Annotated in this window: 14 protein-coding genes; 3 read left to right on the forward strand and 11 right to left on the reverse strand. The window is 30.0% G+C overall.

Annotated features, from left to right (window positions below):
- Positions 1–19: 19 nt before the first annotated feature.
- The 3 genes from ACUV9F_RS05560 to ACUV9F_RS05570 all read left to right on the forward strand — a co-directional run bounded on the left by ACUV9F_RS05560 (position 20) and on the right by ACUV9F_RS05570 (position 2,769).
- Entirely contained in the window at positions 20–694 is a 675-nt protein-coding gene (locus ACUV9F_RS05560) for a DUF3862 domain-containing protein (protein WP_446183340.1), read from the forward strand.
- Positions 695–782: 88 nt separating this feature from the next.
- Positions 783–1,433, forward strand: coding sequence for a hypothetical protein (locus ACUV9F_RS05565; protein ID WP_446183341.1), 651 nt, complete (start codon positions 783–785; stop codon positions 1,431–1,433).
- A 115-nt stretch (positions 1,434–1,548) separates the two neighbouring features.
- Positions 1,549–2,769: a site-specific integrase gene (locus tag ACUV9F_RS05570; RefSeq protein WP_446183342.1), complete on the forward strand. Its 1,221-nt coding sequence runs from the start codon at positions 1,549–1,551 to the stop codon at positions 2,767–2,769.
- A gap of 495 nt (positions 2,770–3,264) precedes the next feature.
- Here the strand turns inward: ACUV9F_RS05570 and ACUV9F_RS05575 are convergent, their stop codons facing one another.
- The 11 genes from ACUV9F_RS05575 to ACUV9F_RS05625 form a co-directional block, all read right to left on the reverse strand.
- Positions 3,265–3,717, reverse strand: a complete 453-nt coding sequence (locus ACUV9F_RS05575) for a hypothetical protein (protein WP_446183291.1) — start codon at positions 3,715–3,717, stop codon at positions 3,265–3,267.
- 13 nt (positions 3,718–3,730) lie between these two features.
- The gene (locus ACUV9F_RS05580) at positions 3,731–5,185 is read right to left on the reverse strand and encodes a T7SS effector LXG polymorphic toxin (RefSeq protein WP_446183292.1); all 1,455 of its coding nucleotides are present in this window, start codon (positions 5,183–5,185) and stop codon (positions 3,731–3,733) included.
- 14 nt (positions 5,186–5,199) lie between these two features.
- Positions 5,200–5,538 (reverse strand): DUF3958 family protein, encoded by a 339-nt coding sequence (locus ACUV9F_RS05585; RefSeq protein ID WP_446183293.1) that lies wholly within the window; start codon positions 5,536–5,538, stop codon positions 5,200–5,202.
- An 8-nt stretch (positions 5,539–5,546) separates the two neighbouring features.
- Positions 5,547–5,828 (reverse strand): TIGR04197 family type VII secretion effector, encoded by a 282-nt coding sequence (locus ACUV9F_RS05590; RefSeq protein ID WP_446183294.1) that lies wholly within the window; start codon positions 5,826–5,828, stop codon positions 5,547–5,549.
- A gap of 196 nt (positions 5,829–6,024) precedes the next feature.
- Positions 6,025–6,588, reverse strand: a complete 564-nt coding sequence (locus ACUV9F_RS05595; RefSeq protein ID WP_446183295.1) for a PBECR4 domain-containing protein — start codon at positions 6,586–6,588, stop codon at positions 6,025–6,027.
- Positions 6,589–7,036: 448 nt separating this feature from the next.
- Positions 7,037–7,996: a peptidoglycan recognition protein family protein gene (locus ACUV9F_RS05600; protein ID WP_446183296.1), complete on the reverse strand. Its 960-nt coding sequence runs from the start codon at positions 7,994–7,996 to the stop codon at positions 7,037–7,039.
- Between the two features lie 12 nt (positions 7,997–8,008).
- A complete protein-coding gene (locus ACUV9F_RS05605; RefSeq protein WP_446183297.1) occupies positions 8,009–8,314 on the reverse strand; it encodes a hypothetical protein in 306 nt (101 codons plus the stop codon).
- Between the two features lie 47 nt (positions 8,315–8,361).
- A complete protein-coding gene (locus tag ACUV9F_RS05610) occupies positions 8,362–8,490 on the reverse strand; it encodes an XkdX family protein (RefSeq protein WP_446183298.1) in 129 nt (42 codons plus the stop codon).
- On the reverse strand, positions 8,490–8,831 hold the full coding sequence (locus tag ACUV9F_RS05615; RefSeq protein WP_446183299.1) for a hypothetical protein: 342 nt from the start codon (positions 8,829–8,831) through the stop codon (positions 8,490–8,492). The genes ACUV9F_RS05610 and ACUV9F_RS05615 overlap by 1 nt, the downstream gene beginning before the upstream one ends.
- Before the next feature lie 16 nt (positions 8,832–8,847).
- Positions 8,848–10,032: a BppU family phage baseplate upper protein gene (locus ACUV9F_RS05620; protein ID WP_446183300.1), complete on the reverse strand. Its 1,185-nt coding sequence runs from the start codon at positions 10,030–10,032 to the stop codon at positions 8,848–8,850.
- 15 nt (positions 10,033–10,047) lie between these two features.
- A complete protein-coding gene (locus tag ACUV9F_RS05625) occupies positions 10,048–11,919 on the reverse strand; it encodes a phage tail spike protein (protein ID WP_446183301.1) in 1,872 nt (623 codons plus the stop codon).
- Position 11,920 lies beyond the last annotated feature (1 nt).

Below are 11,920 nucleotides of genomic sequence, written 5' to 3' on the forward strand. Positions count from 1 at the left end.
TTTATTGGAGGAATTATTCGTGGCTAAAAAAATTAAAGATGAAAATGGCAAAACTTATGTACAAAAGAAACCATTTTATAAAAGAGTTTGGTTTTGGATTTTAGCAATTATTGTAATTATTATTGTTGCTTCATCAATGGGTGGAAAAAAATCAAATAGTAATAATTCGAACAGTAGTTCAAGTAATACTTCAGCAAAAAAGCATAATGCAAAAAGTGACGGTATGAATAAAGCTGATTATGATGCGGTTAAATTAAGTGAAACTGATGGAACTGCTAAAAGTGATTTAATAGCAAAATTAGGTAAAGCTAATTCCACTTCTGACAATACTGTCGGCGGTATTAAAGCAGAAGATTTGACCTGGGACAAAGTTGACGGCGGAGAAATGGGATCAAGCGTAATTATTGGATTTTCTAATGAACATGCTGTATCTAAAGCTATTTCTGGTTTAAAAGTTTCTAGAAGTAAAAAAATAGACTTGGATACTTTTAATTCTATTGAAAATGGAATGTCTGAAGCAGATTTAACGAAAAAGATTGGCAAACCAAATGGATACTCAGAGACTTCAATTTCTGGACAAACATCTAAGATATTAGAATATACATCTGATATAAAAGGTGATATCGGTGCTAATTTTAATGTAACTATTGAAAATGGAGCGGTATCTGGAAAAACACAAACAAGTATGAAGTAACAATTACTTGTCTACCCCACTATGATAGCTTGGCTGGGTTTGACTCCTGGCTGGGGAATAAAAAAATAAAGAAAGGAACTCCTTATATATGGTTAATATTATTATGGCAATTATTACATCCATCGGTCTGATAGGATCGATAATATACTTCTACATTATATATTTATCGTATACTTCTATTGAAAAAAATATATTAAGTACAAAGACTAAAATTTACTCAAAAATTTCATATAATGCAGTTATAATAATTATCTTTTCTCTAGTTTCACTTTTTATATCTTTTGAATACGTAATAACATTTTGGAACAACTTTAAAAAAATTATTCCTGCAACAATACTAATTTCCTTATTTAGCATAGGGGCATTATTTTGTATTTTTCTCACTATAAAATCATTTAATAAAAAACCAGGAAATATCACTTTTGTTTATTCAAAAAATAGAATTATTGGAGAACTATTAAAGAGACAGGAAGATAATAATTTTTCAGTTGCTTTAACTGAAGACAAAAGTTTAATAAAAATAGTTGATCTTGTTAATGAAAGCTATCTTTTTGAAGTTCCAAAAACTAAAGCTGCTTCTTTCTATCCAATTAAAATTAAAAATTCTAAACTAAATGATAATATAGACAACGACAAAATTTCTAATTATTTTTTTAGATTTTTTTTCTCTACTTATTCTTTATTTTTCATCTGTATTGTTATTTGGATGATATATAAAGTTGCAACTACGAAGAATTAAAGTGAACTAAAATTGCAGAATTAAAATTAATTAAGTCTTATGGCTTTTTATTTTAAGTCAAAAAAGAACATAAGTTCGTAAATACGATATTTACATCCGAAAGGAATAAAAAACAATGGCAAGGATAGTCCCATATAAGCTAAAATCCGGATTAACTAAATATGAAGTCTTTTGTTACATTGGCGTAGATGGGTCCGGTAAAGAGAAAAAAATCCATAAGCGTGGATTTGATACCGAACGATCAGCTAAGAAATATGCTAACAAGATTGAACGAGATGTAATGGACAATAAAATAACCACTGATTATAAAGGAAATATGACCATTGCAGAATATTTAAATAAATGGATTAGTGAATATAAGGTAAATGTAAAAGAAGGTTCCATGATTGCCTATAGGTATCAAGTTGAGCATTACTTAATTCCTAAAATTGGTAAATATAAGATGGCTGATTATTCTTTCAAAATGCATCAGGACTTCATCAATGAATTACTAGATCATGGAGGGAAAGATCAACAGCCACTAAAAAGAAATACAGTATCTTTGATTAACTTAACTCTATCTAACGCTTTTTCTAAAGCTAAGAAACTCGGGCTAATACCTTACAATCCTACTTTAAATGTTGAATTTCCAAAAGAAGAAGCAAAAATAGAACAGAATCATTGGAATATTGAACAGCTGGAAATATTCCTAAAATATGCTGAATATGAAGCGGATAAAGTTTGGTATTTATTTTTCTTAACCCTGATTGAATTAGGAATTAGAAAAGGCGAAGCTATGGCTCTATGTTGGAAGGACATCAATTTTAAAAATAATACAATATTCATTCGAAGGAATAGACTTTATAGAAGCGAAGTTGGAGAAAATGTTGGATCAATAGTTTTAGATACTACAAAGTCGATTGGTTCAACACATAAAATTTTTATGACTGAGCGATTAAGTTCAAATTTAAAGCTATTCAAAGATTACACCGAAAGTATAAGAGATATTGTATCCATAAATAATGCTGATAACGATTTAACAATTGATGATTTTATTTTTAGATATTCTTTTTATAAAAGAAACAAAGGCAATGTACTTCGTTCAAGAGCTGTAGATGGAGCATTCACAAGAATTACCAAAAATGCTGAGTTACCCAAAATAACAATTCATGGATTGAGACATTCACACGCTATTATAATGCGTGAGGCTGGAATTCCACTGGAAGACATACAAGCACAATTAGGACATACTTCTATTAAGTCTACACAAATATATGCAAAGCCAACAGAAGTGACTGTCAAAAGAGCATCATCAATTTATGAACATTTTGTTAATGAAAAACAAAAAAAAGACTGAAACGGAACCATTATCGGAACCATTTCAGTCTTTTTTAATATTTAAATGCTTTAATTCTTATTTATAATTCAGCTTAAATCTTTGTCTTATAGGCGTTTGTTTAACTCTTTACCTAGTTCTTCAAATCCTGGTTTACCAAGAAGAGCGAACATATTTTTCTTATATCCAATATGATTTTAGATAACATCAATCAATAGCAAACCTTAATCTATAAGTATTTAGCAAGTAACATATCTTTCATTTATTTCATATTCAGACGTCACTCGGAACCATTACCGGAACCAAAAAGTTACATATATTTTTTATATTATTTTTGCGTAATTATATATAGGAGGTAATTATGTATAAAACTATTTATTCTATTATAATTAAGATTTACATTAGACATTTTGCAACAGTAAAACAATTGTTAGAATTTCACGAAGAGATTAGTGATCGATATTATCATCTTTAAGTCTTTAGTTCAGTAACTCTTCTTATATAGAGTCATTAAAACTATCTCAATTCCCATTTTTCATAAAGTTCTTTAATAACCTTAAAATACATTTTCATGCCTTTTTTCTTTATCTTAAGTTCTTTTGAATTTGGTTTTAATCCTGACATATATACATCCTTTGAATTATTATTCCCAATGTTATATGACGAATCACTATTACTAAAAGTAATATAATTCTGACTGTCTGATACACTAATAAATTTAACTCCACGTCCACCATGCAACACCTCGAAGTCTACACCATTATCTTTTAAAATCTCTCTCTGCATATCACCACTATTATCAATAGACTTAATAAGTCCTTTTCTAGTCTTATTAAAACTAGTAGGATCACTCCTATATGCAAAATAAAAAGCATTTCTTTGTCTGAATTCATGATAATAAAATCCATAAATTAATATACATACTAAAAAAGCAAATATAATAATCTTCTTCATTATTTTTCCATTCATAATACAATAATCCCTACTTGTTAAAATCTTTCAAAAAATAATTCCACATGTCATTATTTTTCTTGTCTAGTTTATCCTTATGGCTCAAATTATACTTCCATTTGTTAAATGCTAATTTCAAATTACCTGCATCATCTATGCTATCAAAAACTCTATTATGTAAATTATTTTTTCCACCATAATTTTTTGCTAACTCATTTGCTCTATTTGTTCCATTTGAAAGTGATGCAAAATACTTATTTAATATATCTAAAACATTACCTTTTCCTGGTCCCCTTTTTTTAAGATTTAAAGAATCAACATCCGCCATATAATCTTTTCTGTCAAATGATCCCGATGCAATATCTCCTCTAAATGTTGCTGCTTCATCTATTCTGTCATAAGATCCCCTAGAAGTTCTGTTAATCGTTTCATTATCTGTATTTAAAAAAGAGAATGTAGAAGTGGTTCCGATATCTGCAATAGTCTTCCCAGAATTATTGTTTGTAATGACTGATAAGCAAGCCATTAAATGACCAAAATCATATTTCTTACTAACATATGGATAATATTCTTTATCTTTATTTGTTATCATTTTATTAATTTCATGATTTGAAAATCCCATATTTTTAAGTATTTTTTCCAAATCATTAGTTCCAGGATTATTAGCAGCTGTTCCCCAAACAAAATTTCCTTGATATCCTGCAGCCGAAGCCAAAAGACTAAAATAAAAGTGATTTTCTTCATCTTGATTCATATGATGTTTCTTGGCATAATCATGAACCTTATTTTGCATTTTTATAATTAATTTAGCAATCTCTTTACTAATACCAAAATTTTTTTCTAATTCTTCTATCTGTTCTTCTTTAGAACTCTTCCAATTATCATTAATACTCTTTGTCCAACTTAAATCCATTCCCTCTGTTGAAAATGTACCAGTCTTAGGATTAAATCCTGAATGTGCTGATAGTTGTTGAAAACCTCTAGATAAACTACTTAATAAATTCTCTACTGATTCAAAACTATTATGAGTTTCTGAGTCATAATCATATAAATCTTGTATCTTCTTTTTTAATTGTTTTTCTATTTCTTGGTATATCTCAATAGAACTCTTAGACATTGGATTAGGTAGTGCGTCATTTAAAGCTCTTGTATTTGAAATTTGTCTTTGAACTTTACTTATATGTTGATTTTCTCTGTCTTCATCTACAGTTACTGTAGCTACATCACTTCTATATTTTGAAACGTAATGTTTGTTTTTCTTTATCACTTCTTCACATACTTCAACTATCCCCTTAGCTAAAGGTATATGAATTTGTCTTACAAAGTTCTTTGCGGAACTATATGTCTTACCTTGTAATTCTTCATCGTTAACAAACTTATTTAAAGCTTTAATTGATGAATCCATTGCTTCAATTATTTTATTACAATATCTAATACTTGATTCTGACTGCTCTTCAGCACTATCAATTACATATCTTAGTCCCATTTATATACTTCCCCTTAGTATAATTTACGTCTTTGTGAGATTAATTCTTCTGACTTATTATTTAAGCTATTCTTCTTACTTCTTAAATCATTATCTTTGTCTTCTAATAATTGTTCAGTTTTCTTTTGTCTTTGTTCTAGTTCTAAACTCATATCATTTAACCAAGTACCTAATTTTTCATCTCGATAAAAATCAGTTTGTATATCATTCATTGTTGCCCTAGATTGAGTTAAATTATTAAAGTTATCTTCTTGAAGATTTTGGTTCTTATGTATTTCATCTTCAATATCAAATCTTTTATTTTCTATGTCTTTAAGTTCATTATTAATTGAATCGATTTTACTATCTGTCATGATTACGCCTACTTAATCTTTTCAAATAATTTCTTTGTGTCCTTATCAGTTACTTCAAAATTATCAGCAACAGACTTAATATCTTTCATCACTTGTTTAACAGCTAATTCATATTTAGAGACAAAACCAACTACATCATCTATTGTATTACTAGCAGTTTTTACTACAGATACATTAGTTGTGCTATCTTGGTCTATTGAGTTACCCTTTATCCCACTTAAGTCAGTAATTGATTCCCCAATACCATTAGCTAATTGACTAGCTACATGTTTATCACTTTTTATAACCATATTAATTTCCCCACTCATTAATATTTTAAATTTGGTTTATTATCTCATAACCTTAGACATAATAAAATTAACCTTAGCAATAGTTGATTGTGACAAATAAAAAAAAGCCCACTACCTACCTGAATTTAATCAAGTAAGCAGTGAGCTTTTTTAGTAATTATTCATAATAAATCTTTTATTTAAAAAATAAATACCACTATAACCACTCAGTAGATTTTATTCTAGTTCTTCTTCTGCCATTATATGAATTATTCAATGGCTCAACGTGCAAAGTTGTTGGTATAAATGTATCCCTACCATTAGCTTTCCTTAAGCCGAGAATAACAGTATCTTTTTTTCTATTATTTAAAAATACAATATCAAGATTTTGTCTGTTGGGTTTCATTTCTCTTGTATAAACAAAGGCAGATATATCTTGATCAACAAAAATTCTATGCATAAAATTATAAGAAAGCATTCTTTGAGAAGCTTCATGCCATTTTGGATGCCTTTTTACTTTTTCCTTTGTCAAAGAACCACTTTCAACAGCAGATATTAATTTTGTAGCTCTACTATTTCTCAACTTATGCCATCCCATTAAGTGAGGTAAATCATTATCATTAAAAGATACAATAAATGTACTAAGTAAATTATAATTAGTAGTAATTTTAATTGATCTACCAGAAAAGAAATTACGGTAATCTACTAATATTCTATAAAAATCAATATCATTTTCCTTATCAATAATGATAGGAACTTCTTTGTCAAATTGATTTTCCAATGTTCTTCTCCTCCAAATAAAAAACCGATGCCAGAAAAACTGGCACCGGCATTTTATATAGCACAGGAATAGATCAGTCTCTACTCAGAACTAGGGGTGAAATAAGCTTTCACCTGGCAACATAGTGTGCTATCTACTACACTAAATAAAAAAAGCAAAGCTAAGCAAGGCCACTCAATGACTTGCTCATCTACTATATTAGCAACATTGTTTTAAAAATGCAACACATTAAGAATACTTACATATCAGCATTTATAACCAATATTCTTGTGGAAAACACAAAATATTTTTCTTAAATTACTAACTTTAAAATTGGTAAAAAACCTATTTAACAGTATTTATCATACATGAAATTGTGGATAACTTTTTATAAATTATAATTTATAAATTTCTTTAAAATAAAAAGAGGCCTAACTACATTAAGTAGCTAGACCTCTTTTTAATGTTTCTATAATTTTAACAATGTATCCGCGTTGAACCAAATCATGCCATATTTTCCATAATTAACTCCTACGCCATTTGTTGCAGGGTCATATGAATCAATTGTACCTGTATTCCAAGGACTATCAAATTTAACCATTGCACCTTTACCAACATTGTCATTATCTCCACCATCAGTTCTAGTTACGATTGCTAAGGGAATACCGTTATTATCCCAGTTCACATCACGTCCACCTGCTAATTCATAATTAACGAATTGCCAGCAACCTCTCCAGTACCTGACTTCATCTACCCTTATAGGTTTATTGATTGTATACCAGTTTCCAGCATTCTTAAATTGTTGGATTGATGATGAATTATTAGGGTGATAATTTCCGTTCTCAGGTAATCCTGTCTTTAAGTCTTGAGCGAACTGAGCTTTACTAATTCCGTGACTTGCTAAATATCCGTATGGATCTTGATGATCACCCCAGACATTATCGGATACCCATTTATGACCAACAATTCCGTATCCAGTATCTAGATTAGTTGATATACCGTATGTACGTGCTGAATCTCTCAAAAGATTAACGTATACCGCATAATCAATATTGAACTGTGCTTGACTATAGGTTCTTGCCAACTCTACTTGAACTGGTGCGTTAGCATTAGCCCATGAACCAGCACCCCAACTTACATTTCCATCACGTCCAACTTTGTAAACATGCCCACCATCACCTACTATGTATTGAACGAATGCTTGATTACTTAACCAAGTACGCTTTTCAAATATTGCATTATTACGAGCTGGAGCATAAGTTCCTGTATCGTGCGCAATAATTAATCTGTTGTATGGAATTTGATATGTTCCTTCATTTCCATTCAATGCATATGTGTAGTCAACACTATATGCACTTGCTACATTTGTTAAAACCAACAAAAAAATCGCCATTAAGGCGACTACTAATTTACTTATTTTATTTTTCAATATATATTCCTCCTATTTAACTAACTTCATTAAGAAATCTAAAACCAAAGCAGCTAAACCGCTCGCTCCAAAAATCATTCCAAACATTTTAACTTGATTTGTTTTTCCTAATTTTTTTAATTCGTAATCTCTCTGTTCGGCATTAGAATTTCTTTTAATAATCTCTTTTAAAATGTCATTGTTTTGAGTTCTCAAATATTCGTTTGATTGATCTACTCTTTGAAGACCATCTCTTAAATTTTGACTAAGCTCTTTAACATCATGTTCAAGAGTTTTAATTCTTCCTGTATGACTTTCTACCTCTTTTTCTAAATTCAAGTTAATCTCCTAACAAATAGACTAGCTACTAAATATCAGTAGCTAGTCTATTTTGATTTTTCTTTTAAAATTTCTTGTTTTTCCTCTTCTGTAATCATTCCAGAAGATACGAATGTATCTAAGTCTGATTCGGAATATAGACCCATTTCAAAATAACTTTTAATATATTCAAACATTATTTATTACCTCCAATTTTAGCAATTTGTAGCAATACATTAGCATTGAATTTATCTTGAGCTACCTTTTGAGTAGCTTGGTTTAATGTTAGTTTAGCAATTGCTTTATCTACTTCACTTGGTTCAGGTGCTTCTGGTTCAGGTTCTGGATGAGCTTTTAAATACTCTTCTTCTGATACACCTTTCCAATCATCTGCAGCAGGATCATACGTATATGGTTCATATCCCACTTCAGTTCTTGGGGCTTTAAGAGTTGCATTTTCTGGTAACTCTTCTGTTTCTAAAATCTTACATTCTGAGAATATTAAATTCTCATCATAAAAATATATTAATTTTTCCAATTTATTTCTCCTAGATTTAGATTGAATATGAAAAACTTCCGAATACTGCTTTCTGATCATCGTCGTTTGTTATCACAATATCACCTTTGACAGTAATTACTAATACGGCCTGAGATGACATGCTGTTATGTCCCAACGTAAATGGTGTATTAACTTTTGGTGCGTACTTTGAATCAATCTTGTAGCAAGTAACAGCAGCACTTTTAGGTATCTTCGTATCAAAAGTTAATGTTATGGATTTTTCACCAACTATAGTTAAATGGCAGCTTTGAGTAGCTCCATTAATTGGCTTTAAATCGATTTTTTTAATAAAATCATTTGCCATAATGGGGCTATTCCAAGGGCTCCATACGGAATTTTCCCCTGAATAACTTCTAATATATTCTGTTCCTCGTTGAGTAGCGCAGAAATAGTGTTGCTCTATCCAATTACCATTAGCAATTACAAGTAAATCACCCCATGTTTTAGTACTACCAAGCGGTGCATTAGCACCATTGCTACCATTTACATGGTATATCCCTGACTTCGTAATTGTATTCCAATCTGTTGTACTATCAATAGTTCCTACATTTTGATTTAAATACTTCTTATCTGATTCATTTTTATGGTTTTCAAAATCTATAGTTTCAACATAATTATCTAAATCTGAACTTTTGGCATACGTTTTTAAATCATCTTGAGTCACAAAATTCACATCTTTTAATTTATTTGAAATTTCTTCAAGTTTATCTTTTAATTCTTTGATTTCAGTATCCAAACCAGCTTTGCCAGAATCAAATATATCTTGAAGTTTTTTTAAATACTCATTATATTTATCAACCAATTCATCAGCGTGTTTGCTATTTGAGTCCGAATTTTGAAATACCTGAATATTAAAATCAGATGTAGAAATTTGACCATCTGATGTATAAAAAACAAAATATGCTCTTTTAAATGCTCCAGCAACTGAGCTTGCAGTTTTGGGAAAAGTAAATTCAAACTCATTTTTTTGAAAATCAGATAGTTCTTTAATTACTAACTCACTATTACTATTTGTCCCTCTAAATTCAGCTTTATTAAACTTAGATAGGTCAGCAGTCTCTCCATTATCGAAAATACTTACATTGATATTTAATATATTTCCGTCACCCATTCTAATTTTTACAATGGGATTAAATATTGTTTGATTATTTAAATCTAATTTAATTACGGTTTCACTCATGTATTTCTCCTTTCATTACTTTATTGTTATAAATTTTGCTTTCGATAAATCTACTGCATCTGTTGAGTATGATTTACTCTCGAATGAATATCGCCCAGCTTGAGGAACTCCCGCAGCCCATACTGAACCATCAGGTCTAACCTCCAACATTCCCGGAATTGGGTTATTGCCAACTAAATTACCAAAAATATATCTATTAATTTTAGTCCTCATTTTAGTATCAGGAATATCAAATATATGTACATAGTTTGGAAAAGAAGCTTGAGGTAGCACAATCACTCCACTAATCCAAACTTTTCTAAAATGTTTTTCTAAACTTAAAACATAGCTACCGTCTGCATTCGACGATTTATAATAAATTGGTCCCGCACTATCAATATCTTCAGCAGTTAATTGACCTGTCGTATTTCTGCTACTCAAATTGTTAATCAAAGTCAATCCATCTGCTGTTAAAGACATTGAAGTTAAAACTTTACCGCTTGAATCTTTTAAAGTCTGTTGAAACCCCTGATTATATAATTGAACTTCACCTGAAAGTCCATCAGCTCCATTTCCTAAAACTTCTTTATAATCAATTTTAAATGCACCATTTTCAATTATGGAAGTTCCTACGGCTTGGGTTCCACCACCTTCATCATATTTAAACTCGTTAACCATTTTAGAACCTTTAACTGTTGAAGAACTCATTGTTGAATTATTAATCGTTACACCATTTAAATTATTTAAAATATCTTTGATATTTTGGTCTACATTAGAAGTTAACTTTGAATAGTCACCTAAAGTACCAGTATCTTGTCCTTTTTGAGTATAACAATTGGTTACTGATTCAACTCTAGCGGATAAATAAATAGGCGGATTGAAGTTGTTATGAGCTATCTGCACATAATCTCCAATGTCCGCCTTGATATCTAATAAGTTAGCTTCGTATGTTTCGTTCGGGTGATTAACTTTTTGAAGTTGAGTAATAGTACGTTTCAAAAGTTCCTGTGGGTCTTTAGTGTCATATGAATATATGCCAACTATATACCCATTTGTTTCTTTTGGATTGTTGGGGTCATAACCTGAATATCTAGACCACTGTTGATGATTAACTCTATCCATTAAATACTCTGAGCCATATGGGCTAAAGAACTGTCCATCATCATAATTAATATCTTTAAAAGTAATTGGTGCTTCATTAGTTTTTCCATCTGTGGATTCAGGTTGAGAACCATAGCCAATTAGTGCTGTTTTTAAATCAGCAATACTGCCTTTACTGTTTAAAGATATTAAGTTTTGACTGTCCACAAATCGTTGTGAAATAGCTTTTGAACCTATTTTCTTATAAATGTTAATTTCTTGTTTCGTAATTAAGTTTCCATTTAATTCAATAGTAAAATCAACTTCTGCACCATCAAATTGATTAGCAATATCGCCTAATCGTTTTAAAGAAGTATCGCTCTGACCTTCGAATTTCAATGCTCTAGTTAAATCTGAAACTTCATTAATTCCAACAGTCCACCCGGTATCAAATAGTAGATGGTTTTCTAAATACCATTTAATGTCGTGTGGTTGACCTGTGAAGTCCCATTTATCAGCAGTTTCATTTAACAAATCAAGTCCAACATCTTCAGCATGCCAATCAGTTTCAGTATCATCTCCATCAAACTCAATTAATGTATACATCTTTGTTTTTTCGTATTTATCTTTAAAAACAATATAATTACCATATTTTAAGAATTTAGCGTCGGGGTGATTCTGTGGAACAGTGAAATCATACGTTGAAACAACTGTATTGTTTGAAATTACAATATTCTGTTTGTCATTATAGATTGGCAAGCTGTCTTTAGAATCAGTACTTGGATTACAAAGTACGTGCATATCTCTTGAAAATATAAACCAATTCAAA

Source organism: Daquilactobacillus linshuiensis, from assembly GCF_052828685.1.